The sequence below is a fragment of the Burkholderia sp. MR1-5-21 genome, from assembly GCF_053427715.1.
The window spans coordinates 1-25,506 of record NZ_JBSAXD010000053.1; the positions used below are offsets into that span (position 1 = coordinate 1).

The 25,506-nt window shown below is 66.4% G+C and carries 26 protein-coding genes; 14 read left to right on the forward strand and 12 right to left on the reverse strand.

The genetic code is table 11. The features are described 5' to 3' along the window. The first annotated feature begins 164 nt into the window (after nt 1-164). Entirely contained in the window at nt 165-428 is a 264-nt protein-coding gene (locus tag ACV229_RS38725; protein WP_448088327.1) for a hypothetical protein, read from the forward strand. A 56-nt stretch (nt 429-484) separates the two neighbouring features. Further along, entirely contained in the window at nt 485-1,165 is a 681-nt protein-coding gene (locus tag ACV229_RS38730) for an epoxyqueuosine reductase QueH (protein ID WP_448088328.1), read from the forward strand. Between the two features lie 6 nt (nt 1,166-1,171). Here the strand turns inward: ACV229_RS38730 and ACV229_RS38735 are convergent, their stop codons facing one another. The 6 genes from ACV229_RS38735 to ACV229_RS38760 form a co-directional block, all read right to left on the reverse strand. Next, nucleotides 1,172-1,300, reverse strand: a complete 129-nt coding sequence (locus ACV229_RS38735; RefSeq protein ID WP_448088329.1) for a hypothetical protein — start codon at nt 1,298-1,300, stop codon at nt 1,172-1,174. A 95-nt stretch (nt 1,301-1,395) separates the two neighbouring features. Continuing rightward, complete coding sequence (locus ACV229_RS38740; protein WP_448088330.1) at nt 1,396-3,564, reverse strand: DUF4132 domain-containing protein; 2,169 nt, start codon at nt 3,562-3,564, stop codon at nt 1,396-1,398. A gap of 76 nt (nt 3,565-3,640) precedes the next feature. After that, complete coding sequence (locus ACV229_RS38745) at nt 3,641-4,963, reverse strand: HipA domain-containing protein (protein ID WP_448088331.1); 1,323 nt, start codon at nt 4,961-4,963, stop codon at nt 3,641-3,643. Continuing rightward, nucleotides 4,956-5,540 carry a helix-turn-helix domain-containing protein gene (locus ACV229_RS38750; protein ID WP_448088332.1) on the reverse strand — a complete coding sequence of 195 codons (585 nt, stop codon included), beginning with the start codon at nt 5,538-5,540 and terminating at the stop codon, nt 4,956-4,958. The genes ACV229_RS38745 and ACV229_RS38750 overlap by 8 nt, the downstream gene beginning before the upstream one ends. A gap of 572 nt (nt 5,541-6,112) precedes the next feature. Next, on the reverse strand, nt 6,113-6,343 hold the full coding sequence (locus ACV229_RS38755; RefSeq protein ID WP_448088333.1) for a GDCCVxC domain-containing (seleno)protein: 231 nt from the start codon (nt 6,341-6,343) through the stop codon (nt 6,113-6,115). Between the two features lie 61 nt (nt 6,344-6,404). Next, a complete protein-coding gene (locus tag ACV229_RS38760) occupies nt 6,405-7,379 on the reverse strand; it encodes a LysR family transcriptional regulator (RefSeq protein WP_448088334.1) in 975 nt (324 codons plus the stop codon). 122 nt (nt 7,380-7,501) lie between these two features. Between ACV229_RS38760 and ACV229_RS38765 the strand changes: the two genes are divergently transcribed. Continuing rightward, nucleotides 7,502-11,038 carry an ABC transporter ATP-binding protein/permease gene (locus tag ACV229_RS38765; protein ID WP_448088335.1) on the forward strand — a complete coding sequence of 1,179 codons (3,537 nt, stop codon included), beginning with the start codon at nt 7,502-7,504 and terminating at the stop codon, nt 11,036-11,038. Nucleotides 11,039-11,155: 117 nt separating this feature from the next. On the opposite strand, the gene ACV229_RS38770 is transcribed toward ACV229_RS38765, so the two are convergent. The 4 genes from ACV229_RS38770 to ACV229_RS38785 are packed head-to-tail and all read right to left on the reverse strand — an operon-like array spanning nt 11,156 to nt 12,989. After that, nucleotides 11,156-11,377: a hypothetical protein gene (locus ACV229_RS38770; protein WP_448088336.1), complete on the reverse strand. Its 222-nt coding sequence runs from the start codon at nt 11,375-11,377 to the stop codon at nt 11,156-11,158. A 48-nt stretch (nt 11,378-11,425) separates the two neighbouring features. Beyond that, complete coding sequence (locus ACV229_RS38775) at nt 11,426-12,238, reverse strand: fused MFS/spermidine synthase (protein ID WP_448088337.1); 813 nt, start codon at nt 12,236-12,238, stop codon at nt 11,426-11,428. A 5-nt stretch (nt 12,239-12,243) separates the two neighbouring features. Beyond that, nucleotides 12,244-12,507 carry an HPr family phosphocarrier protein gene (locus ACV229_RS38780; protein WP_448088338.1) on the reverse strand — a complete coding sequence of 88 codons (264 nt, stop codon included), beginning with the start codon at nt 12,505-12,507 and terminating at the stop codon, nt 12,244-12,246. Nucleotides 12,508-12,524: 17 nt separating this feature from the next. Then, on the reverse strand, nt 12,525-12,989 hold the full coding sequence (locus ACV229_RS38785; protein ID WP_448088339.1) for a hypothetical protein: 465 nt from the start codon (nt 12,987-12,989) through the stop codon (nt 12,525-12,527). Nucleotides 12,990-13,203: 214 nt separating this feature from the next. On the opposite strand from ACV229_RS38785, the gene ACV229_RS38790 reads away from it, so the two are divergent. Both ACV229_RS38790 and ACV229_RS38795 read left to right on the forward strand, forming a co-directional pair. Then, nucleotides 13,204-13,548, forward strand: coding sequence for a zinc ribbon domain-containing protein YjdM (locus tag ACV229_RS38790; protein ID WP_448080685.1), 345 nt, complete (start codon nt 13,204-13,206; stop codon nt 13,546-13,548). An 89-nt stretch (nt 13,549-13,637) separates the two neighbouring features. Continuing rightward, on the forward strand, nt 13,638-14,474 hold the full coding sequence (locus ACV229_RS38795) for a spermidine synthase (RefSeq protein ID WP_448088340.1): 837 nt from the start codon (nt 13,638-13,640) through the stop codon (nt 14,472-14,474). Between the two features lie 25 nt (nt 14,475-14,499). On the opposite strand, the gene ACV229_RS38800 is transcribed toward ACV229_RS38795, so the two are convergent. Both ACV229_RS38800 and ACV229_RS38805 read right to left on the reverse strand, forming a co-directional pair. After that, nucleotides 14,500-14,685, reverse strand: a complete 186-nt coding sequence (locus ACV229_RS38800) for a CopG family transcriptional regulator (RefSeq protein ID WP_448088341.1) — start codon at nt 14,683-14,685, stop codon at nt 14,500-14,502. A 103-nt stretch (nt 14,686-14,788) separates the two neighbouring features. Beyond that, nucleotides 14,789-15,583 (reverse strand): YoaK family protein, encoded by a 795-nt coding sequence (locus ACV229_RS38805; RefSeq protein WP_448088342.1) that lies wholly within the window; start codon nt 15,581-15,583, stop codon nt 14,789-14,791. A 249-nt stretch (nt 15,584-15,832) separates the two neighbouring features. Here ACV229_RS38805 and hyfB point away from each other — a divergent pair, with 249 nt between their 5' ends. The 9 genes from hyfB (at nt 15,833) to ACV229_RS38850 (ending at nt 25,355) form a co-directional block, all read left to right on the forward strand. Beyond that, nucleotides 15,833-17,839 (forward strand): hydrogenase 4 subunit B, encoded by a 2,007-nt coding sequence (gene hyfB, locus ACV229_RS38810; protein ID WP_448088343.1) that lies wholly within the window; start codon nt 15,833-15,835, stop codon nt 17,837-17,839. After that, on the forward strand, nt 17,833-18,783 hold the full coding sequence (locus tag ACV229_RS38815) for a respiratory chain complex I subunit 1 family protein (RefSeq protein WP_448088344.1): 951 nt from the start codon (nt 17,833-17,835) through the stop codon (nt 18,781-18,783). The genes hyfB and ACV229_RS38815 overlap by 7 nt, the downstream gene beginning before the upstream one ends. Further along, entirely contained in the window at nt 18,784-19,443 is a 660-nt protein-coding gene (locus tag ACV229_RS38820; protein WP_448088345.1) for a formate hydrogenlyase, read from the forward strand. Further along, nucleotides 19,436-20,899, forward strand: a complete 1,464-nt coding sequence (locus tag ACV229_RS38825) for a hydrogenase 4 subunit F (RefSeq protein WP_448088346.1) — start codon at nt 19,436-19,438, stop codon at nt 20,897-20,899. The genes ACV229_RS38820 and ACV229_RS38825 overlap by 8 nt, the downstream gene beginning before the upstream one ends. 3 nt (nt 20,900-20,902) lie before the next feature. After that, nucleotides 20,903-22,462, forward strand: a complete 1,560-nt coding sequence (locus tag ACV229_RS38830; RefSeq protein WP_448088347.1) for a hydrogenase large subunit — start codon at nt 20,903-20,905, stop codon at nt 22,460-22,462. After that, nucleotides 22,462-22,983: an NADH-quinone oxidoreductase subunit B family protein gene (locus tag ACV229_RS38835; protein WP_448088348.1), complete on the forward strand. Its 522-nt coding sequence runs from the start codon at nt 22,462-22,464 to the stop codon at nt 22,981-22,983. The genes ACV229_RS38830 and ACV229_RS38835 overlap by 1 nt, the downstream gene beginning before the upstream one ends. Nucleotides 22,984-23,010: 27 nt before the next feature. Beyond that, on the forward strand, nt 23,011-23,355 hold the full coding sequence (locus tag ACV229_RS38840; protein WP_448088349.1) for a hypothetical protein: 345 nt from the start codon (nt 23,011-23,013) through the stop codon (nt 23,353-23,355). A gap of 2 nt (nt 23,356-23,357) precedes the next feature. Continuing rightward, nucleotides 23,358-23,570 (forward strand): twin transmembrane helix small protein, encoded by a 213-nt coding sequence (locus ACV229_RS38845; RefSeq protein ID WP_448088350.1) that lies wholly within the window; start codon nt 23,358-23,360, stop codon nt 23,568-23,570. 234 nt (nt 23,571-23,804) lie between these two features. Continuing rightward, complete coding sequence (locus tag ACV229_RS38850) at nt 23,805-25,355, forward strand: phospholipase D-like domain-containing protein (RefSeq protein WP_448088351.1); 1,551 nt, start codon at nt 23,805-23,807, stop codon at nt 25,353-25,355. Nucleotides 25,356-25,506: the final 151 nt, after the last annotated feature.

Below are 25,506 nucleotides of genomic sequence, written 5' to 3' on the forward strand. Positions count from 1 at the left end.
GCAAGTGGCCGAGCTGACCAGGCGTTTCCCGGTGTATTCGTGAAATCCGCAGGTCCTGCCCCGGTGCGACGGCGCGGCCGGCCTGCGATGCCGGCCCGCCCCGTACTTTTGCTGGAGAGGAAGACAACGTGACCAAAGCGGCCGACGACGCGGTCGAGCGGGTATTGAAGGCGCTCGACGAAGGCAGCGACGATTGCTGGGCGATGTACGAAGAGATCGGCCGGGAGGCCGTGCGCCGGTTCTTGCGTACCGATCGGGAAACGCTGCGCGACATCGCGCGCGCGTGGATCGCAAGCGACGACGCGCATGGCGCGCTGGTGGACACGGAGCGGGATTCACCGGACCTCGGTGCGGCAAGAGCGCGCGCCGACCAGGCGGACGACGCGATGCACGGCGCTATCCGGAAAGCGCTCTTTGGCGCGCCGTGAATCGCGTTGCAGGCGCCGATGCCGACGTCAACCCTCTTCTCGATTCCGGAGTCAACGTGACAGCTTCCGAGGAACGCAAACCGCTACCGCTGCCCGGCGGGCATCGCAAGGTGCTTCTGCATTCGTGCTGCTCGCCATGCTCGGGCGAGGTGATGGAGGCGATGCTTGCGTCGGGGATCGATTACACGATCTTCTTCTACAACCCGAACATTCACCCCCGCAAGGAATATGACCTGCGCAAGGACGAGAACATCCGCTTTGCCGAGAAGTTCGGCATTCCATTCGTCGACGCGGACTATGACCGGGACAACTGGTTCGAGCGTGCGCGCGGCATGGAGAACGAGCCCGAGCGCGGCGTGCGCTGCACGATGTGCTTCGATATGCGATTCGAGCGCACCGCACTCCATGCTCACGAACACGGCTTTCCCGTCATCACGAGTTCCCTGGGCATTTCGCGCTGGAAGAACATGCAGCAGATCAACGACTGCGGCGCGCGTGCGGCTGCGCGCTATCCGGGGCTGGTCTATTGGGACTACAACTGGCGCAAGGGCGGCGGTTCGACGCGCATGATCGAGATCAGCAAGCGCGAGCATTTCTATCAGCAGGAATACTGCGGCTGTGCGTACTCGCTGCGCGACACCAATCGCCAACGCAAAGCAGCCGCTCGCGAGCCGATTCGGATCGGCATCAAGTACTACGGCGACGATGCGCCCGATGGCGGGGGGCGGGAAAGCTGACGCGCTTCAAAAACTCACCGACGAAAGGAAGTTGAAGTTGATCATCGTCGGGACGTCGGTCTTCGCGCGCACATTGACTTCAAGCGCATCCCGCGCGTGCGCGTATGTGAGCAGGTCGCCGCGTTGACGCGACACTGGACGTGATTCGTGTTCTGCACCAGCGAATGGACGTCGAGCGGCAGCTGTAACGGGCGGCTCCAGTAACGGCGAGGGCAAGCGCCTCCGCCCGTTTACTTCAACAAGGTCTCCACGACATCCACGATCCGCTGCAGCAGCGCCTCATCGTACGGCAGCCACGGCGCCGTACGCGTCCGGGCGGCCGCCAGATCGAGCGTCACGTCGACCGGTTCGCCGTTGCGCGTCACGCGTCCCGTCGCGCAATGCACGGCGCATTCGCCGACCCGCACATGCCGCTCGTCGATCGCGACCGCACCTTGCGCGATCCGCTCGGCCAGCACGAGCGACAGCGTATGCCGGCGTAGTTGCGCCATCACGCCGAGCGGCACCGCCGACAGCCGATACAGGCGATTATCGCGCGCCTGCCGCTCGGCAAACCGGCGATCGCGCCCGGCGGCGTCCACCTGCGCATCCGTATCCGTCGCATCGTCGTCCAGTGCAAAGCCGGCGACGCTCACGAGCAGGTCCGTCGCGCGCGCGACTTCCGAAAACACGACCGGGTCGAGTTGCCCGATCGGCGCGGGTATCCAGCGCCGACCGTCCCGGCGTTCGAAACCGATCGCGCCCGACGTGCCGTGGCCGTCCGCGCCCGGATAGAGTCTCGCGGCGATACCGAAAGCCGCCCGCACGTCGCCGAATTCGCGCACGAGGCCGTCGTCGTACGAACGGATCGCCCAGCCTTCCCGCCGTGCGAGCCCGAGCAGCGGACGAACCGCCACCACATGCCCGTCGAACATCGCTGTGCCGCTGGCCGGCTGGTCCGCAGGCGCCGGCACGTAGAACTCGCGGAGCGCCTGCCGGACAGGCTGCCGGATTCTCCGCTCGACGACGACGCGCTGCCACGCGAGCCGCTCGGCGGCACCGGCCAGCAGCGGATGCCACAAGCGCACGGTGCCATGCGCGTCGATCTCGCACGGCGCGCCGGCCGCATCGCGCAGCACGACGCCGCTCTTCGTCGCGTCCGGCATGAACGACGTGTGCGAGCCGTCCCGTGCGCGAGCCTGCCAGATCATGCGGGTCGAGAACGCGGCGCCGGCCGGCGCATCGACGAGGCGCTGCCGCCATTCGGCGACGTCGAGCGTCATCGCCTGCCAGAAACCCGCTTCCATGCACGTGGCGAGCATCGCCAGCTGCTTCTTGTCCGGTTTCGCGTCGAGCGTCATCCGCAGCGCCGTGCGCGGCCGTTCGCCGAGCGCCCGCTCCGCAGGCTTCAGGTTGCGCGCGAGCTTCTTCTGCACGCCCGCGTGCCGGACGACCGCCAACGCACCGCGCAGCGCGCGGACGCTCTCCGGCGTCGGAATCGTTTCGACCGCATGTCCGAGCGCGATCGCGAGCGACTGCGACGGCGCGGTTTTCGCGGCGGTCGGCGCGACGCACACGCCGCTCAAGAGCGGCCCGATCAGCGGCCGGAACCACGGCTCGTCGCGGTACGCGGCCACACGCGCGGCACGCGCGACGACCTGCGCGTCGTCGGTCGTGAACGCGCGATCGGCCGCGTAGGGGGCGCGTCCGTCGTGGATGTCGGCGATAAGTCGGGCGGCCTCCGTCAGCGTCTCGCGTGCGAATTCGACGTAGGCGATTTCGTCCGCGAGCGTGACGGCCGGATCGTCGAGATCGAACCACAGGCGCTTTGGCGCGAAGTAGCCGTCGTTCGTTGCCGCCAGCGCAAGCAGCGCGGCGGGCCCCAGCTCCGCGAGGGCGCCGCATTCCCGCGCGCGGAACGGCGAATCCTGGTGGGATTCGGCAACCTGGTCGCGTAGCGCGCTCTGGCCGCGGCGACCGGCAAACCATTCCAGCGCGTACAGCCCGTAGGTCATCGAGCCACCCCAGCCGCGTTCGGGCGTGTCGCGCAGGATGCGCTCCAGCTCGGCCTGCACGGCGGGGGACGGCTGCCGCGACAGGTACGGCAGTTCCTGTAACGCACGTTTCAGGTCGCCGCCGGCAATGTCGCGGAACAGTTCGACGCTCGCCGTCTCGTCGAGCAGCGGCACGAGGTCGAGCGCGTCGATCTGCTCGTGCAGCCAGCGCGCGGATTTGAAGCGGAGATCGGCGTAGTCCTGCAGGTGATCGGCGCGGCGCAGCGCCGGCCAGACCTTGCCGAGCACATGCGCATCGAGGCCGGACAGGTCGGGTGGCGTGTCGTCGAAGCGCGGATGACCGGGCGTGCCGTCGAGCATCGCGATGAGTCGATCGGCGAGGGCGGTTCGGGCGGATTCGTTCATGGTGGTTGGCAGCTCTCTTCTGCCGGGGTCGGCCGTGTTTTTGATGGAGTTTACAGGTGCAATCCTTACGGGTGCGTCAGCTGCTTCTCAGATGCGCGACCATCTCGTGAATCACGATATGGCGGATCGCCCTCAGCAGACGCATTTCGCCGCCGAGCGTCGCGGTCAGTTCGGGGCGGCTCGCCATCATCGCATCGTTCTCGCGCGCGACGTCGCGCAGCAGCGTGTCCGCTTCCGCCGGAATGCGCTGGAGCAGCGCGTCGACATGGCGCAGCGCGGTGGCGCGCGCAAGCCCGAGCGCCACGCCGGCTGCCGCGAGCACGTCGCGTGTGAAGGCTGCGTAACGCTGCACGCCGGCGACCGGCCGCGTGAATTCCGTGAGATCCGGCCAGCGGCTCTTCGCGCTGTAGGTCGCGGTTTCGTATACGCCGTCGCACAGCAGGTCGTAATGCGGCGCCAGCGTCATCCCGCTGTCGCCGACGACGAAGCTCAGGTTCTTCAGGTGCGAATCGCCGTTGCCGACCACGATGCAGAACACGAGCCAGCGGAAGATCCGCAGCCGCGCCGGCGCGGGCGCACGGCACGCGTTCGCGAGCGCCGCGAGCGCGTCGAGCGACCAGCCCGTGTATTTCATCGTCGCGGCGAGGTTGAGCACCTGGCAGCCGTCGATCGCATGCCGCCGCTCGACGCGGTCTGCCGTGATCTCGCGATCGAAACGGCGGATCACGTAGACGGGCGCCGGCACGTAGCGGCGCTCGACGTCCGGCACATCGAGACCGACGCGGCGCGCGAGCGTCATCACGAACCACTCGTTGACGACGGAATGCGGATAGTCGTGCGCGTGCGGATGATTCGGCTTCAGGATGTGCGTCGAGATCGCCTGGCCGCTCGGCTCGTACAGCCGCCCGTCGCGCAGCACGACCGGCAGCTTGTGCTGCGCGCCCGCGAGCGACATCTTCTTCGGTGCGTCGTGCGTGAGCGGGACCGTCGGCAGCGCACGGATGCGTGCGTCGAGCTCGGCGTCGTCGAGCGGCCGCAGCCGCGTGTCGTCGTCTGCACGATCGTCCGGCGCGCGCAGCGTGACCGAGCCCGCCGATTCGCGGCCGTAATGCGCGAGCAGGGCGAATGCGTCGCTGATGTCGGGCAGCCCGGCGTCGTTCGCGAGCAGCGCGCGGACCGTTTCCTCGGGCAGCAGGTTGTCGAAATACCACTGGACCGGACGCGTGGTCGCCCCGTCGCGCTGGATGTCCGCCTGAAGCGGCAGATGAGGGCTCAGCGCGAAGCGCAAGGGCGCGTCGAGCCACGACGGCGCGTATTCGAACGCCCACAGGTTCCGGTCTTCATGCAGCGTGCCGATGCGCTGCCCGTCGATGGACGCGACAAGGGAGCGCTCAGTCATGCGGCGTCTCCGTGCGTTCGCGGTTCGGCGCGCGCGCCGCTTCCGCGTCGCCCAGGATGCGGCGCGCGATAGTCAGCGCGCGGGCCGCGGCGGGCTCGTCCGGCCGATGCGGCGGACGTTCGTCGGCTGAGTCATCGGCGTGTGCGGCGGATCCGGCGGTGTCGGCATCGGCGACCAGCAGCCGGGCAGCCTTCAGCACGCGCTCGTCGGCGAGCGGCGCGGCGAGCGCGCGGTCTGCACCGGCGTGCAGCGCTCGAGCCGCTTCGACGCGCAGCAGCAACCGTTCGGCGGCCCGCCGTTCCCGGACGCTCGCGCGGTGGTTCGCCCTGGCCGACTGGCGCGCGAGCAGTTCGTCGCTCGCGTCGGGGATGTCGAACACGACGCGTACGCCGAGCCCCTGCAGGATCTGGAACAGCTTGCCCCACTGGACGGTGTCCGCGCCGCGCTCGGCCTTGACCATGAACGATTCGCTGACGCCGACGCTGCCGGCCGCATCGTCCTGGCGCAGGTTCTGGATCTTGCGGGCGGCGCGGATCACGCCGCCGATGTCAGACGCTTGCTCTATCGGGTAACGCATGTCGAGACACTCCGGCCGCGGGGGCGTCGGCGGCAGGCCGGACGGTCATGGCGCTGCCGTTTTGCCCGCCGCAGCGGCAGGAAGAGAAACTGTACGATCAAACAGTATTACATCTGCGGCGGGAAAATCAAGAGGAAACTGTGCGATCGGCGAGTTTTTTTGGCTGAACCGGCAATTCCATGAAAAAACCGTTCGATCGAACAGTTTATGCGAAATTGTACGGTCTTCGGCCCGACAAACCGTTTGATCGCACAGTATTTCGTGGTGCTTCCATTGCGGCGCGCGGATCTGGCCGAACGCTTTGGCGTAACGGTAGCCGCAGTGACACGATCACTGCAGCCTCTCGGGAAAATCGGGTTTGTCGAGCGACAGAGCGACATCTGCGGTGCGCGATTGGGATACGCGCGACTCACGACCGTCGGACGGAAGGGGTTTCGGACGCGTGTGCGACGGCCGACGCGCCTGTCAGGATACCTTCCACGCGATTCCTGCCTCGCTCTTGCCGTTGCTCAAGCATGTGGCGAGCATGGCCGGTAATCGTTAGCGGGCGATCCGTGGAAGTCAGCTGCGATTCAAGCGCAGGCGTCGCAACCAGGCGTCCCGTTTCCGGATTGCTGTTTCGACGGACAACGGACCGAGCCGTACGAACAGAACACACAGCAATCACCCGGCCTGGGCCTCAGCAGCGCCTTGCATCCGTGGCATTCGTAGAAGAACTGGCACGTATCGACCGGCATGGTTTCCTGCCGGCTGAACCCGCAGTGCGGGCAGGTCAATACGGATTCAAGCTGGAGTTCGGTCATGACGGTCTCCGGGGCCAGGCGTGAATGCCCGCCGGCCAACTTGCCGCACGCAGCGGTGCGTTCATGCCGCGTCACCGATTTCGCGGCTTGCGCGCCGCACGGCGTGACGCGTTGCCGGATCGCGCGCGTCGAGCGCATCGAGCGGGTCCGCAGACATCGTCTTCGATGCTTCGTCGCGCAAAAACGCCATCAGCGGATCCAGCAGCCGATGCCGCCGGGACGGATTGCTGCGCATCACGAAACGCCACGACGCAGCGCGCGACAAGCCCGGAATGAGCGGAACGAGCCGCCCGCTGCGCAGTTCGGGCTCGATCAGCGGCGTGCGGCCGAGCGCAATCCCCGCGCCCCCGACTGCCGCGCCGATCACCTGGCTGAAGCTGCTGTAACGGATGATCTTGGTCTCGAAGTCGTCCGGCAGCCCGAATTCGGACGCCCAGTTGCGCCAGTCGATCTCCGGGCTGTTTTCGTGCATCTCCTGCAGCAGCCGGCTGCGGCACACGGCGCCGGATGCGAACGGATGCAACTCGGGGCTGCATACCGGGAACACGGTTTCCTTCAGCAGCACGTCGTCGTCGGGTTTCAGCTTCTGCTGCGGCACGTGCACGATCGCCAGATCGATGCCATCGCGCGCGAAGTCGGGTTCGTCGTCGAGCACCACGGCATTCAACGGCGTGGTCGGATGCAGCGCCGAAAATTCGGCCAGGCGGCGGGCGAGCCACATCGACGAAAACGGCGCGTTCGCGGACACCGTGAGTCGTTTCGCGGTGCCCCGGATGTCCGCGCACGCGTCCCCGAGCAGCGACAGCGCGCTGCTGACGGCCGGCAGCAGACGTGCGCCGGCCGGCGTGACGCTTATTCCGCCGAGACCGGTGCTGCGTTCGAGCAGGCGCGCGCCCAGCACTTCCTCGAGCGCGCGAATCTGGTGGCTGACCGCGCTCGTCGACACGTTCAGCTCGGCCGCCGCGCGCGCGAACCCGCCCAGCCGGACGGCCGCTTCGAAAGCGCGCAATGCGCTCAGGGGAGGGAGGTGGGACATGCGGGGTATTGTAGGAGACTCAACACCCGTTGAAAAATCATCTTTTGCGACGCGGCACCGGCGCGCGTAGCCTCTGATCCGCTATCGACACCAACCAGAACAAGCGAATCGGAGGGCACTTCATGTATTTCGACAGGCGGCTATGGACGATGATGGCGGGCCAGCGCTGGCAGCTCGGCGGCGCGGTCGCGCTCGGCTTGCTCGCGATGGGCGTCGGCATCCTGCGCTTCGTGTTTCTCGGCCGGGTGCTGGTGCTCGGGTTCGACGGCGCGCCCGCGCGGCAGATCGCGGCGGCGGCCGCGGCGACCGCCGTGTGCGTGGTGCTGCGCGCGTGGCTCGAGCACCGCCGCACCGTGCTTGCGCAGCAGGCGGCGGGACGCGTGCAGGCCGAACTGCGCGCGCGGCTGTTCGACCGGATCGCGGCGCTCGGTCCCGCATGGTTCAGCGGCGAACGTACGGGCGGCGTGATGCTGGCCGTCGTCGACGGCGTCGAGCAACTGCGGACTTTCTTCGGCGTGTACCTGCCTCAGCTCGTGATCGCAGCCTGCGCGCCCGTGATGATCTTCGCGGTGCTCGCGTGGTGGGACGTGCCGACCGCCGCCGTGCTGCTGGGCGCGGCGCTCGTGACGCTCGCGCTGCCGCAACTGATCCACCGCGCCGATCGGCGTGCGGCGCTCGCGCGCTCGGCCGCGTTCAAGGCGTTCGGCGAGGCGTTCCTCGACGCCGTGCAGGGGCTGCCGACGCTGAAGGCGTTCGGGCAGGGCGCGGCGTTCGGCGGGAAGCTCGCGCGCCAGGCCCGCGCGCTGTCCGACAGCACGTTCTGGGTGCTCGCGCTCGGGCTGCTGACGCGGCTGTTCACCGACCTCGGCACCGGGCTAGGCGCGGCCGCCGCGATCGCGGTCGGCGCATGGCGGGTGCGTCATGGCGGCATGAGCCTCGAGGCGCTGCTGATCATCCTGATGGCGGGCACCGAGATCTTTCGGCCGCTGCGCGACCTGCGCGCGGCGCTCCACCAGGGGATGATGGGCCAATCGGCGGCGAACGCGATCCACGCGCTGCTCGATGCGCGCAGCGACGCCCCGGCCGGCGCGGCGCCACGCGTGAGCACGCTGGGTGCGGACATTGCGTTCGACGGCGTGCGTTTCGCGTACCCGGGACGGCGCGCGGATGCCCACGCGGCGCTGAGCTTCACGATCCGCGAGGGCGAGACGGTCGCGGTCGTCGGGCCGAGCGGCGCGGGCAAGTCGACGATCGTCCGCCTGCTGCTGCGGCAGCACGACGTGCAGGACGGCACGATCCGCATCGGCGGCCACGACGTCCGCGCGCTGGATCCCGATCAGGTGCGCGGGATGATCGCGGTTGTCGCGCAGGATGCGACGCTGTTCGACGGCAGCATCGCCGACAACCTGCGGCTCGGCCGGCCCGATGCGAGCGACGCGGACATGATCGCCGCAGCCTGCGCCGCCAATGCGCACGCCTTCATCGCAGCGTTGCCCGATGGCTATGCGACCTGCATCGGCGAGCGCGGGCTCATGTTGTCCGGCGGCCAGCGGCAGCGCATCGCAATCGCCCGCGCGCTGCTGCGCGATGCGCCGATTCTCGTGCTCGACGAGGCGCTGTCGTCTGTCGACGCGGAAAACGAAGCGGTGATCCAGCAGGCGCTCGATCGGCTGACGCGGGGCCGCACGACATTGATCCTTGCGCACCGGCTGTCGAGCGTGATCGGCGCCGATCGCATCCTGGTGCTCGACCAGGGGCGCGTGGTCGACGAGGGAACGCATGTCGAGCTGATCGCGCGCGACGGGCCGTATCGCCGCCTGATGGGGCCGCAGCTCGACGCGGCCGCCGACTCCGCCGTCGCCGCGCCGGCCGCCGGCCCGGCGGCGCGGGCGCCGTCCGGCCCGACGGTCCGGCCGTTGAGTGACGACGCCGATGCGATCGGCTGGGCGGAAACGCTGCAGACGCTGCTGCGCTTCGTGCGTCCGTGGAAGGGCAAGATCGCGCTGACCGTGCTGTTCGGGATCGGCAGGGTGCTCGGCTTCATCGGCGTCGGCGTGCTCAGTGCGCTGGTCGTCGGCGCCGTGTCGGCCGGCCGCCCGTTCGCCGCGCTGCTGGCGGCGCTGCTGTGCGCGGCGCCGCTCGCCGCGGTGCTGCATTGGCTCGAATCGTGGCTCGCGCACGATGTCGCGTACCGGCTGCTTGCGGAAATGCGCATCGCGCTGTTCGACACGCTCGAACGTCTCGCGCCCGCGGGCCTGCAGCGCAGGCGCTCCGGCGATCTGGTCGCGCTCGCGACGCAGGACGTCGAAACCGTCGAGTATTTCTACGCGCATACGCTCGCGCCGGCGTTTGTCGCGCTGCTCGTGCCGGCCGGCGTGCTTGCGTTGCTGGCATGGGTCGCGTGGCCGCTCGCGCTCGTGCTGCTGCCGTTCCTGATGTGGGCCGGGCTCGCCCCCGTTCTCGCGCGTCTCGGGATCGACCAGCTCGGCAGCGATGCGCGCGACGCGCTCGGCCGGCTCGGCGCGCACCTGACGGAAACCATCCAGGGGCTCGCGGAGCTGACCGCGCTGCAGGCGCTGGCGCGCCGGCGGGCGGCGTTCGTCGACGACGTCGAAGCGTGCCAGAGGCAGCGTGCGAAACTGCTCGACGATCTGTCGCGGCAGGGCGCCGCGCTCGAAACGGCGAGCGGGCTGGGCGGCCTTGCGGTCGCGTCGCTCGGTGCGCTGCTGTGCGCGCATGGCTGGTTCGCGCACGAATCGCTGCCGTTGCTGGTGCTCGTCGCGGTCGCGGCCTTCATGCCGGTCGCGGAAATCGGCCAGGTCGCGCGCGAGCTGGCCGACACGATCGGCTCGACGCGGCGGCTGCGCGCCGTGGAAAAGGAGCCCGTGCCGGTCACCGACGGTGCGGGCGCGGTGCCCGCGAATCCTGCGGTGCGCTTCGAGAATGCGAGCTTCACCTACCCCGGCCGCAGCGTGCCTGCGATCGACCGCGTGAGCTTCGACGTTCCGGCCGGCAGCACGATCGCGCTGGTGGGCGCATCGGGGGCCGGCAAGTCGACCGTCGCGAGCCTGCTGCTGCGCTTCCGGGATCCGCAGCACGGGCGCATCACGCTCGGCGGCGTCGATCTGCGGAACCTGCGGCTCGACGACCTGCGGCAGCACATCGCGCTGGTTGCGCAGGATACCTACCTGTTCAACGACACGCTGGAAGCGAACATCCGCCTTGCCGCGCCCGACGCGTCGGAGGCGGACGTCCGGCGCGCGATCGAGCGCGCCGCGCTCGCGGAGTTCGTCGCGCGGCTGCCGGACGGGCTCGCGACGCGCGTCGGCGAGCGCGGCGTGCAGCTGTCGGGCGGCCAGCGCCAGCGGATCGCGATTGCGCGCGCATTCCTGAAGAACGCGCCGATCCTGATTCTCGACGAGGCGACGTCCCATCTCGACACGATCAGCGAGCAGCAGATCCGCGATGCGCTGACCGACCTGATGGGCCGGCGCACGTCGATCGTCATCGCGCACCGGCTCTCGACGATCCGGGACGCGGACGCGATCCTCGTCTTCGAGCACGGCAAGGTGATCGAGGCGGGGCCGCATGCCGAACTGCTGGCGCGGCAGGGCGCGTATGCGCGTCTCGTCGCGCACCAGTCCGGCGTGCCGGCTTGACTGCCGCGTGAGCCGATGGTGCGCGAGCCATGGTCGGCCGGAGGGGCCGGCAACGGATAGCCAGTCTTGAGTGGCTGACCAATCGGCTCGCCTGATGTCAGGCGCGGTCAGCGGGGTCTATTTCCGATTCTTCAGGAATGTCCGGCCGGCCGTGGTAATTGAAATGCTTGGGCGGCGGTTCATCGGATAGTCGACAAATCCCGCGCTGATGAGCTCCCGCGTGACCGACCAGCCCAGTGCGGGCACCTCTCGCCCATAGCGGACCTCGGCAAGACGTTCCAGTGCCCAGATTGCGGATGCCGAAATGGTTTGGGCGTTTGACGTATCGTTGTCGTTCATCGGATCTCCAGAAATTGATAATGGCCGTGGGCGCCGGGTATTGCGGGATCAGGTGGCCACGCACGCGCCCAAGCGCGTCCAGTCGTAGCTGGCGCCGACCTCGAGGCGTACGGCTGCTTCGACGAGATCGACGCGGTACGGTCCGGTGTGTTGACCTGCGCGCTCCATCAGTGCCTCGAGCGACGGTAACGGCGCATCGTTCTTCCACGCGAAAGCAATCAGATTTGCCGCACTGCTTTCGGCCGGGGCAAGTGCGACCGATGGACCGAACGTCTCGCGAAGCCTTGCCAGACAGTCGCCAAGACGCGGGTCGTCTCTCAACAGGTTGGTAACCAGCACGCCATCGTCGTTCAGTTGCGCGTGGCAGGCCTGGTAGAAGGCCGTGCTGACGAGTTCGGCGGGAGCGCCGCCCGCATTGAAGCCGTCCAGCAACAGCGTGTCGAAAGTTTGCGAGGTCGTCGACATGTACTGCGCGGCGTCCGCACAAACGACCGACAGACGCTCGTCGTCGGGCGGGATGCAGAATCGGTCGCGCAGCGCGATGACTTCCGAATTGACTTCGATTGCGGTGACGCGTGCCTCCGGCAGCTGCCGATAGCAATACTTCGTCAGCGAGCCGCCGCCGAGCCCAATCATGCAGATGCGCTTGGGAGCGGGTTGCAGCAGCAGGAATCCCATCATCGTGCGCGTGTATCCCATTGCAAGCGCATCGGGGACTGCGCGCAGCATCGTGCTTTGCATGCCGCGGCCGTCAAAGCACAGCGACACGAGGTGCTCGGATTCCACGATGACCGGTATGTCCGCGGCAGCGTCAGGATACAAGGCGCGAGTGCCCAGGAATGGCAGGTCGACGGGCGGCATGCGGGTCAGCCTTCCTGCAACAACGGCAAAAGCGCGCGAAGCGCAGCCTCTTCATCCGGGCCGGCGGCCAGCACTTGAGCCGACGTGCCGCCACGCAACTGCAACGATGCGATCGCCATGCCATCCTTCGCATTGCCGCGGCGCCCGTTTGCGATCAGCAGGATGTCGCTTTCGAAGCGACGTGCCGTGTCGGCAAGCGCATCCTGGGCAGCGCACGCGCGATTCCGGTTCCAGCTTGAACCGATTTGAAAGTACACGACGGTTGCCACGTTCTTTGCGAAAGCCTCTAGATAGGTCGTTGGGGGCAGTGCGCCGTGTCGATCTGGCAGCACGTCAGAAACGCCCGCAACCCGATCTCCCACGTCGTGCTCTGCAAATCGATGTCGATGGCGGCGAGCCGTTTCATTTCGCCATTCAGGAACACCGCGCACAGCGATCGAGGCGGCACGCCCTGTCTGAAACAACGGTCGTCGGCGTCCAGCAGCAGGCACGGATGGCGCCTGAACCGCGCACTGGCGACCGAGATCGGGTCCATCACATGCCGGGCCGACTCCCTCGGATAGACGAAGGCCAGATGGATCCCTGCCGCTGCGAGCTGTTCTGCCGCGTCATGGAAGTGGTGAACCATCTGGAAGCCGCGTTCGCCGCCACGCCCGACACCCACGACGACAAGCCCCCGGCTTCCCGCCGCTTCCCGCAACGTTACGGGGCGCCGATCTGGCAACAGCAGCACATCATCCAGCTCGAACATGTCGACATCCTCAGCGAAACCACCCGCAAGTCCGCTGAAAGGCGGCGCACGGCAGATTATAATCGAGCGGTCAGATTATGTGTATTGCATTATAATGTCTGCGTGTCGCCATGTGCCCGCCGACAAGTTGGCGGGCACGGCGGCCAGCTTCGGCGAGGCAGGTTGCTCGCCCTTTTTTCACTGACTGATCGAAACTGCCCTGATGGAAGCCGCAATGAACGCCGTCCCCTCATGCCCGCAATGCGCGATGGAAAACACGTACCAGGACGGCACGCTTTACGTGTGCGCGGACTGCGGACACGAATGGTCGGCGAGTGCTGGCGCCGACGCGGGCGACGAACCTGCTGGCGACGTCGTCAAGGATGCGAACGGCAACGTGCTGTCGGATGGGGATTCGGTCGTGCTGATCAAGGACTTGCGCGTCAAGGGCTCGTCGATCACGTTGAAGATGGGCACCAAGGTGAAAAGCATCCGGATCGTCGGCGGCGATCACGAGATCGACTGCAAGACGGACGCCGGCAGCTTCATGCTCAAGGCGTGCTTCCTGAAGAAGGTCTGACCGGCTGCTCGCAATGGGCGCCGCCGCTGTCCCGCGCGGCTCGTCGCGGATGATTCAATCGACTGCTGGATACCCGGGGCACACCGAGAATGGATGAGGATCGAACCTCCTACGACGCGTTCGTCAAATTCCTGGCGACACCCATGCGTGATGGGCAGCCCGTCGTGCTGGAGACGCGGCACGCCGTGTCGCTGCACTTCGATCACTTCGCCACTCAGAGCTTCATGTCCGTCAGGAATCCGGAGAAACTCGCGCTGGGCTATACGCGCGTGATGATGGGATTTCTGCTGCTGCAGCCGGCTCCCGGGCGCATCTGCATGATCGGGCTCGGCGGGGGATCGCTGGCGAAGTACTGCTATCGGCATCTGCCCGAAGTTGCGATCGACGCCGTCGAGATCAGTCCCGAAGTGATCGCGCTGCGTGACGTGTTCAGGATTCCGGCTGACGACGCGCGGTTCATGGTGATTTGCGCCGATGGTGCGGACTACGTGACGAAGGCGGGCGTCCGCACGGACGTGATCCTGCTCGATGCGTTCGTCGCGGATGGCATGCCGGGCCGGTGTGCGGACATCGCATTCTTCGCCGCCTGTCGCGAACGTTTGTCCGACGCGGGGGTCCTTGTGATCAACTTCACGGACGACGATCCGGCGCTGCCGATGCATGTCGAGCGGCTGCAATCGGTGTTCGGCTCATCCTTTGCGATCGTGCGGTGCGGCGACGACAGCAATTTTGTCGCGTTTGCGTGGAAAAGTGACCGTCGATTGCCGTCGACGCGAGTTCTGCTCGACCGCGCCCGCTCATATGCCTTTGCCGGCGAGCTCGAGCTGTCCTCTACCGCCAGGCGCCTGAAAGAAGGGGCGTGCCTCGATCCGAAGCGGTTGAAGTGGCACGCGCAAGGGCACGCACACTGGGAAATCGGCGCTTGACCGGCGTGCGGGTTCGACCGGCGCTTTACTTCACCCGCTTGCCGAGCGGGCTCTTCGTCTTGTAAGTCACGCCGTGACGGTCGAGATACTCGCGGATCAGTTGCCGTACGACTTGCGACGGCGTCAGATCTTGCGCCGAGCAGAGCATTTCGAATGCTTCCTTCTTGGCGGGGTCGATCAGGACGGTCAGGCGTGCGGTTTTCGTTTCCATTGCGAGCGCGAGTCGGCAAATATGTTAATCGAATTATAATGCATTCGCTTTCGGCATCACGCGCGCCAATGCCTGATCCGCCTGAAATCACCGGCATTTCGGGTCAGAGCTCGTCCCGCCTCGCGCCAGGTCTACGCCCGAGATCGAGCCGATAGAGGCAGGTCAGCACGTCATCCGCTACGGGCACGATCGCGAGTGCGACAAGTGCGCCGGCGAGCGGCACGGTCGACACGTAGCCGACATGCTTGAAGCCGATTGCGCCGGTCAGGCCGCCGACGAAGAACGACGCGAGCATCGTGCCATGGATCCTCAGCTTCGCGCGGTTTGCGATGACTGCGTGCGCGTCCGCGGCGACTGCCGATCTGTTCCAGTAAAACAGCTTGCCCAGTTCGATGCCGAAGTCGGTCACGATGCCGGTCATGTGCGTCGTGCGGATCTCCGCGCCCGACAGCTTCGTGATCATCGCGTTCTGCAGGCCCATGATAAAGCACAGCAGGATGACGGTCACGGGAACGAAAAACGCTTCCCATAGCGCGAGGTGGCTGCCGAGCAGGCCGAACAGCAGGAGCAGCGCAGCCTCGACCAGCAACGGCAGCACATACTGGCTTTGCAGGCTGCGCCGCCGCCCCCAGTTGACGAGCACCGCCGAGCACCCCGCTCCTGCGAGAAACGACGCCAGCGAACCGATGCCGGCGAACGCGAGACGGATGTCCCCGAGCGCTGCCTGATCCGCGATTGCGGACACGATGCCGCTCATATGCGACGTGTATTGCTTGACCGCAAGGAACCCGCCGGCGTTGGTTGCGCCGGCGACGAAGGCGAGCGAAAACCCGAGTTGACGGTTCGCGGTCGCGGTGCGGTGTTTTCCCGTCAGGTTTCGAAAGTACTGCGCAGGCATAGGATCTTCACTCAATCGCTCGGAACAGCGGCAAGGACGCGGCGGATGAGGCCTTCGGGCAGCGCCAGCCGGCGATCTGCACGGAGGGGTACCCAATTTCGTCGAACATGTTGCTCACATGATAACGTGATTATCATGTCCTGTTATCCGGATTGGCCTTTCGATGTCATAATGCGGACGGAACGAGCCCGGGATTCCGGGCTCGTTCCATGCTCCTCGTCCAATTCGAGCGTACTGGAGACATTCCGGATGGCACCCGTGCCGGTCGTCCATTTCGTCCTGCTGGTCGCAGCCGCGTGGCTCGCGATCGGCGCGCTGGGTCTCGGGGTTTTGCATCGCACGCGGTTCGTTGCGCACGGGCTGTTTCCGCTCGGTGCGCTGGGCGGGCTGCTGTTGGGCGCGGCGGGACTCGTGGGCGTCTTCGCCGATCCGTCCACCGCGGTGTTGCCGATCGGGCTGCCCGGGTTGCCGTTCCATCTGCGCGTCGATGGGCTGTCCGGCTATTTCCTGTTCGTGCTGGGCGTCGTCAGCTCAGGGATCGGCGCCTTTTCCGCCGGCTATTTCCGCAAGGGCGAGGGGGCGGCGCCGGGCCTCATCTGTTTCGAATACCACGTTTGCATCGCGAGCATCGCACTCGTGCTCATCGCGGACGATGCCTACGTGTTCATGGTCGCCTGGGAAACGCTGACGCTGTCCGCGACATTCCTCGTGATGACCAACCACCGGATCGGGGAGATCCGCCGCGCAGGCTACATGTATTTCCTGATCTCGCACGTCGGTGCACTTGCGCTGCTGCTTTGCTTCGGCATTCTGCAGGCGCGCACCGGCGACTATACGTTCGCCAACATGCGCGCGCAGTCGCCCGACGCATTCCGGGCGTCGCTCGCTTTCCTGTTCGCGTTGGTCGGATTCGGCGCGAAGGCCGGCGTGTTCCCGCTGCACGTGTGGTTACCTGACGCCCATCCGGCGGCGCCGTCGCCCGTATCGGCGCTGCTCAGCGGGTTCGTGCTGAAAGTCGGCCTGTACGGCCTGCTGCGCACCGTGTTCGACCTGCTGCACGTGCAGATCGCATGGTGGGGCGTGCTGCTGCTCGTGCTCGGCCTCGGCACCGCGCTGCTCGGCGTCGTGTTCAGCACGATCCAGGTCGACATGAAGCGCCTGCTCGCGTATTCGTCGATCGACAACATCGGCCTGATGATCGTCGCGCTCGGCGTCGCGGTGCTGTTCCGCGCATACGGGATGACGAGCCTGTCTGCGCTCGCGCTGACTGCGATGCTTTACCAGATCGTCGCGCATGCGGCGTTCAAGAGTCTGCTGTTCCTCGGCACGGGCGCCGTGCTGCACGCGACAGGCGAGCGCAACCTTGGCAAGCTCGGCGGCCTGATCCGCTTCATGCCGTGGACCGCGTGGGCCGTGCTCGCCGGCGTCGGCGCCAGCGCAGGCTTGCCGCCTCTGAGCGGTTTCGTCGCCGAGTGGCTCCTGCTGCAGGGTTTCCTGTTCACGCCGGGCTTGCCGAATTCGGTGCTCGCGATGACCGTGCCGATCGCGGCCGCGCTGATCGCGATGTCGGCCGCGCTCGCCGGCTACACGATGGTCAAGTTCTTCGGCATCGTGTTCCTCGGACAACCGAGGGAAACGAAACTCGCGCGCGCACGCGATGCGAACACATGGGAACGGCTCGCGTTCTGCTGGTTCGCGGCGGCCGGTGTGCTGCTGGGGTTGATGCCCGCGCAGTTCGTCAAGGTGCTCGATCGGGTCACGCACGCGCTTGTCGGCGCGGGTATCGGCGCGGACAACCACGGCTGGCTGCTGTTCGTGCCCGTGTCGACCGCGCGGGCGAGTTACATGCCCGCCGTGTTCATGCTGTTTTTCGTCGCCTGCTGCGGATTCGCGTGGGTGCTGGTGCGGCGCTTCTACCACGGCCGGCTGCGTCGGGCCGCGCCTTGGAGCTGCGGATTCCCGTTCACGACCGCGCGCATGCAGGACACGGCCGAAGGGTTCGGGCAGCCGATCCGGGAGATTTTCGCGCCGCTCCTGCACATCGAGCGGCGATTGCCATCGCCGTTCGATGTGCAGCCGGTGTATCGGGTCTCGGTCACCGACCGCACGTGGTCCGCGCTTTACGACCGCGTCGCGGCGCTGACGCAACGCATGGCGGAATGGGCCGGCCGCCTGCAGACGGGCAAGATTGCCGTATACCTGACCTACAGCTTCGCCGTGCTGATCCTGCTCCTGATGCTGGTGAGACGATGGTAACCGTATCCGGCGTGTTGTCGCAAACCCTCGAGATCGTCGTGGCGCTGGCCGCCGCGCCGCTGCTCACCGGCTGGGTCAACCAGTGCCGCGCGTGGCTGCAGAACCGGCGTGCACCCAGCATCTGGCAGCCGTACCGGATGCTCCACAAGCTGTTCAACAAGGAGTCGGTCGTCGCATACGGCGCGAGTCCGGTGTTTCGCGGCGCGCCCTATGTCGTGTGGGCGGCAATGACGCTTGCCTGTGCGATCGTGCCGACGCTGTCGACCGAGTTGCCCATGTCGCCCGCCGCGGATGCAATCGCGCTCGTCGGCCTGTTCGCGCTCGCGCGCGTCGCGCTGTCGCTCGCCGCGATGGACGTCGGCACGGCGTTCGGCACGCTCGGCGCACGCCGCGAGATGCTGATCGGTTTCCTCGCGGAGCCGGCATTGCTGATGGTGCTGCTGTCGGCCTCGCTGATCACGCAGTCGACACTGCTGACGAGCATCGTCGCGACGCTCGGCCGCGGCGAGCTCACGATCTATCCGAGCCTCGCTTTCGCGGGCATTGCATTCACGCTCGTATCGCTCGCCGAAAACGGGCGGCTGCCCGTCGACAACCCGGCCACCCACCTCGAACTGACGATGATCCACGAGGCGCTGATCCTCGAATATTCGGGGCGGCACCTCGCGCTGATGGAATGGGCGGCCAGCCTCAAGCTGTTTGCCTACTCGTGCATCGGCCTTGCGCTCTTCATGCCGTGGGGAATCGCCGAGGCGGGCAGTCCGCTCGCGCTGCTGCTCGCGGTGCCGGCGCTGTTCGTCAAGCTGATGGCGGGCGGCGCCGCGCTCGCCGTGGTCGAAACCGCCAACGCGAAGATGCGGATTTTCCGCGCCCCGGAGTTCCTGGCGACCGCGTTCCTGCTTGCGGTGATCGGCATGCTCGTCCATCTGCTGCTGGGGGCGTGAATGCACGGCTACGCGACGCAACTGATCAATTTCCTCGCGGCGGTGCTGCTGATGCTGTCGTTCGCGATGCTGAGCCAGCGCCGGATCCTGTCGCTGATCCACCTCTATACGCTGCAGGGCGTCGCGCTCGTGTCTGCGAACCTGATCCTCGGTTTCGTGACGGGTGATGCGCACCTGTACGTGTCCGCCGCGATGACGCTCGTGCTGAAGGTCGGCCTGATTCCATGGATCCTGTATCGGCTCGTGCGCAGGCTCGACGTCCAGGCCGACGTCGAGTCGCTCATCAACGTGCCGACGACACTGCTGATCGGCATCGTGCTCGTGATCATCGCCTTCAACGTGGCGGCGCCGATCAGCCAGCTCGCGACGTCGGTCGCGCGCGGCGCGCTCGGGATCGCGCTCGCATGCGTGCTGCTGTCGTTCATGGCGATGATCACCCGCGCGAAGGCGATTCCGCAGGTGATCGGCTTCCTGTCGATGGAGAACGGGCTGTTCTTCGCTGCAACGGCCGCGACCAACGGCATGCCGATGATCGTCGAGCTCGGCATCGGGCTCGACGTGCTGGTGGGGATCCTGATTCTGGGTGTGTTCATGTTCCAGATCCGCGAGCAGTTCGACAGCCTCGACATCCATCACCTCGAGAAACTCAAAGATGAATGACGCCCACGTCGTGCTCGCCGTGCTCGGCATTCCGCTCGTGGCCGCCGCATGTCTTGCGCTCGTGCGGCCCAGCCATGTCGCGCGCAACCTGAATGCCGGTTTCAGCTTCATGACGTTCGCGGCGACGCTCGTACTCGCTGCCCGCACCGTCGAACACGGGCCGTCGTTCGCGTTCGGAAGGGCGTTTTTCGTCGATCCCCTGAACGTCTACCTGGTCTCGCTGACCGCATTCATCGGCTGGACGACGTCGCTGTTTTCGCAACCGTACATGCAGGTCGAGGAGGCCCGCGGCCGGATGACGGCCACGCGAATGCGGCTCTATCACAGCATGTACCAGCTCTTCATGTTCGCGATGCTCCTGGCGCTGCTGACCGACAACCTCGGCGTGCTGTGGGTCGCAATGGAGGCCGCCACGCTCGCGACCGTGCTGCTCGTCAGCGTCTATCGGACAGCCGCGAGCCTCGAGGCCGCCTGGAAGTACTTCATCCTGTGCGGCGTCGGCATCGCGCAGGCCTTGTTCGGCACGATCCTGCTGTATCTCGCCGCGAGCCGCCAGCTGACCGACGGCGATGCGCTGCTGTGGACGAGCCTTGCCGCGGTCAGGACGCACCTCGATCCGACCATCGTATCGATCGCCTTCGTGTTCCTGCTCGTCGGCTATGGCACGAAGGTCGGACTCGTGCCAATGCACAGCTGGCTGCCGGATGCGCACGCCGAAGGCCCGACGCCGATATCGGCGGTGCTGTCCGGGCTGCTGCTGAACGTCGCGTTGTATGCGGTGCTGCGCTGCAAGGTGCTCGCCGACGGCGCACTCGGCAATGGCCTGCCGGGCCGGTTGCTGGTCGGGTTCGGGCTCGTGTCGGTGCTGGTTGCCTCGTTCTCGCTGTTCCGGCAGAAGGACGTCAAGCGGCTGTTCTCGTATTCGTCGATCGAGCACATGGGGCTGATGACGTTCGCATTCGGGCTCGGCGGCCCGGTCGCGACGTTTGCCGGGCTGCTGCACATGACCGTTCATTCCGTCGTCAAGTCGGCGATCTTCTTCGCGGTCGGCCACGCCGCACAGAAGGCCGGCACGCAAGCGATCGACGGCATACGCGGGCTGCTGCAGGTCAGTCCGGCGGTCGGCTGGGGAATGATGGTCGGCACGATCGCGATTCTTGGCCTGCCGCCGTTCGGCGTGTTTGCGAGCGAGTTCCTGATCTTGACGACCGCGATGAACACGATGCCGTGGACGGCGCCCTTGCTGCTGCTCGGTCTCGCCGTCGCATTCGCGGCGATCTTCGCGCGCGTGCAGCGAATGGTGTTCGGGGGAACGACGACGGCGAAACCGCTCGAGCATCGCCCCGCGCTGCTGCCGGTATTCATGCACCTGGGGGTGGGGCTGATGCTCGGGCTCTACGTCCCGCCGTACCTGGCGATGTGGTATCGCCAGGCCGCGGCGATGCTGGCGGGGTGACGAATGCGACTCGAATCGATGCAGATTGCCGCCACCCGCATCATGCGCGGCGTGGGCCAGATTTCCGCGGGAATCGTTGACGCCGATGAATCGGGGTGGCTCGAGATTGCGCGGACGGCGCAATCGGAGCAGTGCCGGCTCGTCGCGATGTGGGGCAGCGAAGCAGTCGAGCGCGCGTTTTCGGTGAATGCGGCGTACGAATGCGACGACGGCATACTGTGGGTGCGCCTCGCGACCGGGTGCAGTCAGGACGGCCGTGGGGACTATCCCGATCTCGCTCCCGTTTTCGCGTACGCGACCCGCATGCAACGGGCGATTTTCGACCTGACCGGCTTGCGGGCCCGGGGCGCCGAGGATACGCGGCCGTGGCTCAATCACGGCAACTGGCCCGACGATTATTTCCCGCTGCAAAAGCAGGCGACGGGCGTCGAAGCGTTCGAGTCGAGCGAGGCCGACTACCCGTTCGTGCAGGTCGCGGGCGACGGCGTGCACGAGATCGCGGTCGGGCCGATCCACGCGGGCATCATCGAGCCCGGGCATTTCCGCTTCTCGGTCGTCGGCGAGAAGGTGCTGCGCCTCGAACAGCGTTTCGGCTACGTCCACCGTGGCGTCGAGCGGCTGTTCGAGCGAACCCCGGCGTCATGCGGTCATCGGGTTGCCGCGAGGATTGCGGGTGACTCGACCGTCGCGTTCTCGTGGGCCTATTGCATGGCGCTCGAACAGGCCTGTGGCACGGCGCTGTCGAAGCGCGCGCTCCATATGCGCGCGATTATGCTGGAACGCGAGCGCATCGCCAATCATCTCGGCGATCTTGGCGCGCTCGGAAACGATGCCGGGTTCGGGTTCGGACTCGCCCAGTTCTCGCGACTCAAGGAAGACTGTATACGGGCGAATGCGCGCATATTCGGCCATCGATACCTGATGGACCGGATCGTGCCCGGCGGCGTGGCGGTCGATGTTCGCGCCGAGGACGCGGCGGCACTGGCGGAGCAAGGCGAACGCATCGAACGCGAAGTCCATGTCATGCGGAAAATCTATGAAGATCAATCCGGACTGCAGGATCGATTCCTCGGCACGGGTCAATTGACCGCCGCGGTGGCCGGACATTTCGGCGTGCGCGGCCTGGCAGCCCGCGCCAGCGGTCGAATGTTCGATGTGCGCGCGAACTTGCGACCCGCTCCGTATGACCACATCGCGATCAAGGCGGCCGGCGACGCGCGTGGCGACGTCGCCGCACGGGTCGCGGTGCGCTTCGCCGAAATCGACGAATCCCTGCGCGTGATCCGCGCGCTGCTGGCCGAACTGCCGGATGGCCCCATCGCCGTCGACGTGACGCCCGCAACGACGCCCTCGCAAGGAGTGGGCTGGGTGGAGGGCTGGCGGGGGGACGTGTTCGTCGCGCTCGATATCGCACCAGGCGAGGTCATCGCCCGATGCCATTGCCACGACCCTTCGTGGCAGAATTGGCCGGCGCTCGAGCATGCGATCATCGGCAACATCGTTGCCGACTTCCCGCTGATCAACAAGTCGTTCAACCTGAACTACGCGGGGCATGATCTCTGATGTGGCAACTCATCCGACAATTCTGGCACACCGATTTCCCAGCCGAATTTCCCACCGAAGCGGCGCCGATGGTAGAAGAGGCCTGGCGTCACGAGGAGCGGCAGATTCGCCAGGACATTCTCGATCTGCTCGGGCGCGCGCTGTGCATCCGGCAGATCGATGCGGGTTCATGCAATGGATGCGAACTGGAGATCCATGCACTGAACAACCCGTACTACAACATCGAAGGGCTTGGCATCAAGTTCGTTGCGAGCCCTCGCCACGCCGACCTGCTGCTCGTCACCGGGCCCGTGACGCTGAACATGCGTGCCGCCATGCTCGCCGCTTACGACGCGACACCCAGCCCGAAACTCGTTGTCGCCGCAGGCGAATGCGCGTGCACGGGTGGTATCTTCGTCGACAGTTACGCCGTGTGTGGCCCGGTCTCGTCGATCTTGCCGGTCGACGTAACGATTCCCGGATGTCCGCCGCCGCCGGTCGACCTGCTGCGAGGCATCCTGACCGCTTGCCGGTCGCGCTGAGTTCGCAATGACACAAGTTACCGCTTCATGACCCCGATCAAATTCATTCTGCGCTACACCGCCATCCCGTTCACCGCAATCGTGGCTGTCGTCATCTGGGCCGCCATGCCGTCCTCGAAGGAAATCGATGCAAGGCAGTATGCGGCGCTATCACATGCATACGCGAGCTTTCCTTCTGCATTCCGACACGAAATCGCGAACGCAATGGAGCATGGCCGGATCAGCGATTGGGACTATCAGACGCTCGTTCGCGATTCGCTCTCCAACGGCGTCGCGTTGGACTGGCCGGCGACGGGTGTTGACGATGTCGCGGCCGAGCGGCGAAAGCTCGCCGCAGTGATTCAAGCTGATTCTGATCTCGCAAGGTATTGAACATGAAGACCCTACTGGTTGCTGTCGCATTCGTTCTGATTATCGGCAGCCTGATTTCCGCGCTGTACTTCATGAATCACGACCGGGGGACGACCAAGCGCATGGCGTGGTCGCTCGCGGCGCGCGTCGGGTTGTCGATCACGCTGTTCCTGGCGCTCCTTCTCGCTTACTGGCTTGGCTGGATCGAGCCGACCGGGCTTCCGATCGGGCGTTGAGCGGCGGGTTGAAGGCCGCGAACGTGGCGTACTTCTTGCCGTGATCGCGTGAGGAAATCAGCGACAGGCGGCGTGCCCGCACGCGATGTCCTGGTTTGAACAGCGCGCTCGGGTTACACGATGAGCTTCCGGTGATTTTCGTCAGCGCGTGCACAGGCAGGTATGCTGTGCGTCGTTCGACACGTACGGTCGATGGAAAAGAACACGCATTGCCCGGGAGAGGGGACGGCAAACATGGTCACGCTGCGTTCGTTGAGTGCGATGCTTTCGCTGCTGGCGCTGGTCGCGTGCGCGAGCCTTCCGCCGCTGACCGACCGCGCACCGACGCACGCGATCACCGACACCGCCGACACGCGCCTCGGCACCGCATTCCGGCCGCAGGCCGACGCCCACCCGGGCGAGGACGCGTTTCATGTGCTGCGGGATCCGGTCGACGCGCTGGACGCGCGCGTGCTGCTGGCCGACCGTGCGGACCGTTCGCTCGATCTCCAGTACTACATCTGGCACGACGACCTGACCGGGCATGAGCTGGCCGACGCAGTCATGCGCGCGGCAGATCGCGGCGTGCGCGTACGCGTGCTGCTCGACGATCTCGGCACGAACGCGGATGACCGGAAACTGCTCGAGATCAGCGCGCATCCGAACATCGAGATCCGGCTCTTCAATCCGGTCGCCACCCGCACGTTCAAGAAGATCGGCGCGGCGCTCGAATTCGCGCGCGTCAATCGGCGCATGCACAACAAGGCGATGATCGCCGACAACCAGGCCGCGATCGTCGGCGGCCGCAACATCGGCGACGAGTATTTCGGCGCGTCGTCGATGCTCGAATTCGGGGATCTCGACGTCGTCGTGCACGGTCCCGTCGTGACCGACATCTCGGCCGAATTCGATACGTTCTGGAATTCCCCGTATGCGTACCCGATCAACACGCTCGTCGGCCACGACGCGGCGCCGGGCGGGCTGGAGGAGGAGCGCGAACGGTTGCGCGACTACCTGCGGGCCATGGAGGACAATCCGTACGTGCTGCAGGCCAGGCGGCGGCTCGACGAGATCATTCATGGCAAGGGCACCGAACTGTCCTGGGGGCATGCGACCGTGCTGTACGACGATCCGTCGAAGATCGCGCATGCGCCGAACGACAGCGAAGGGCACCTGATGCCGAAGCTGCGCGCGCTCGCGCTGCAGCCCGAGCACGAACTGCTGATCGTGTCGCCGTATTTCGTGCCGGGCAAGGACGGCGTCGAGCGGCTTCGCGCGCTCACCGCGCGCGGCGTGCGCGTGACGGTGCTCACCAACTCGCTCGCGTCGACCGACGTGGCGGCCGTGCATGCCGGCTACCGGCGCTATCGGCGCGATCTCGTCGACGCGGGCGTGCGGCTGTACGAGCGGCGGCCGTCCGGGGACCTGAGCATTTCGAAGCAGGTCATCTTCGGGACGTCGCGGGCGTCGCTGCACGCGAAGACGTACGTGTTCGACCGCACGAGCATCTTCATCGGTTCGATGAACCTCGATCCGCGTTCGCTGAAGCTCAACACGGAAATCGGCGTGTATTGCGAGAGTCCGGCGATCGCGTCCGACGTCGCGGGGGACCTGGCATCGCGGCTCGACCAGATCGCGTGGCGCGTCGAACCGAGGACCGATCCGGCGGGAAACGGGCGGCTCAAGTGGATTCAGACCGCCGCGGACGGGGCGACGACCGAACTGGATACGGAACCCGAAGTGTCGGCGGCGCGCCGGATGGAAATCTGGTTTCTCGGGCTGTTGCCGATCGAGTCGCAGTTGTGAGCATCACGCGGTGAGCGAAGGCGGCGGTTACGCTCGACGGCATCAGAAAATCTGATCGAAGCATTCAAAACAACGCGTTTGTCCGATCGCCGAACGGCTTGCATACTGGCTGCATTCATTCACGCGGCCGCAAGCGCGGCGGGAGACCGAC

Excerpts from the sequence above, each read along its gene's own strand:
- ACV229_RS38740 (WP_448088330.1), bottom strand. The coding sequence starts at position 3,564 with ATGAACGAATCCGCCCGAACCGCCCTCGCCGATCGACTCATCGCGATG.
- ACV229_RS38745 (WP_448088331.1), bottom strand. The coding sequence starts at position 4,963 with ATGACTGAGCGCTCCCTTGTCGCGTCCATCGACGGGCAGCGCATCGGC.
- ACV229_RS38750 (WP_448088332.1), bottom strand. The coding sequence starts at position 5,540 with ATGCGTTACCCGATAGAGCAAGCGTCTGACATCGGCGGCGTGATCCGC.
- ACV229_RS38755 (WP_448088333.1), bottom strand. The coding sequence starts at position 6,343 with ATGACCGAACTCCAGCTTGAATCCGTATTGACCTGCCCGCACTGCGGG.
- ACV229_RS38760 (WP_448088334.1), bottom strand. The coding sequence starts at position 7,379 with ATGTCCCACCTCCCTCCCCTGAGCGCATTGCGCGCTTTCGAAGCGGCC.
- ACV229_RS38765 (WP_448088335.1), top strand. The coding sequence starts at position 7,502 with ATGTATTTCGACAGGCGGCTATGGACGATGATGGCGGGCCAGCGCTGG.
- ACV229_RS38770 (WP_448088336.1), bottom strand. The coding sequence starts at position 11,377 with ATGAACGACAACGATACGTCAAACGCCCAAACCATTTCGGCATCCGCA.
- ACV229_RS38775 (WP_448088337.1), bottom strand. The coding sequence starts at position 12,238 with ATGCCGCCCGTCGACCTGCCATTCCTGGGCACTCGCGCCTTGTATCCT.
- ACV229_RS38785 (WP_448088339.1), bottom strand. The coding sequence starts at position 12,989 with ATGTTCGAGCTGGATGATGTGCTGCTGTTGCCAGATCGGCGCCCCGTA.
- ACV229_RS38790 (WP_448080685.1), top strand. The coding sequence starts at position 13,204 with ATGAACGCCGTCCCCTCATGCCCGCAATGCGCGATGGAAAACACGTAC.
- ACV229_RS38795 (WP_448088340.1), top strand. The coding sequence starts at position 13,638 with ATGGATGAGGATCGAACCTCCTACGACGCGTTCGTCAAATTCCTGGCG.
- ACV229_RS38800 (WP_448088341.1), bottom strand. The coding sequence starts at position 14,685 with ATGGAAACGAAAACCGCACGCCTGACCGTCCTGATCGACCCCGCCAAG.
- ACV229_RS38805 (WP_448088342.1), bottom strand. The coding sequence starts at position 15,583 with ATGCCTGCGCAGTACTTTCGAAACCTGACGGGAAAACACCGCACCGCG.
- hyfB (WP_448088343.1), top strand. The coding sequence starts at position 15,833 with ATGGCACCCGTGCCGGTCGTCCATTTCGTCCTGCTGGTCGCAGCCGCG.
- ACV229_RS38815 (WP_448088344.1), top strand. The coding sequence starts at position 17,833 with ATGGTAACCGTATCCGGCGTGTTGTCGCAAACCCTCGAGATCGTCGTG.
- ACV229_RS38820 (WP_448088345.1), top strand. The coding sequence starts at position 18,784 with ATGCACGGCTACGCGACGCAACTGATCAATTTCCTCGCGGCGGTGCTG.
- ACV229_RS38825 (WP_448088346.1), top strand. The coding sequence starts at position 19,436 with ATGAATGACGCCCACGTCGTGCTCGCCGTGCTCGGCATTCCGCTCGTG.
- ACV229_RS38830 (WP_448088347.1), top strand. The coding sequence starts at position 20,903 with ATGCGACTCGAATCGATGCAGATTGCCGCCACCCGCATCATGCGCGGC.
- ACV229_RS38835 (WP_448088348.1), top strand. The coding sequence starts at position 22,462 with ATGTGGCAACTCATCCGACAATTCTGGCACACCGATTTCCCAGCCGAA.
- ACV229_RS38840 (WP_448088349.1), top strand. The coding sequence starts at position 23,011 with ATGACCCCGATCAAATTCATTCTGCGCTACACCGCCATCCCGTTCACC.
- ACV229_RS38845 (WP_448088350.1), top strand. The coding sequence starts at position 23,358 with ATGAAGACCCTACTGGTTGCTGTCGCATTCGTTCTGATTATCGGCAGC.
- ACV229_RS38850 (WP_448088351.1), top strand. The coding sequence starts at position 23,805 with ATGGTCACGCTGCGTTCGTTGAGTGCGATGCTTTCGCTGCTGGCGCTG.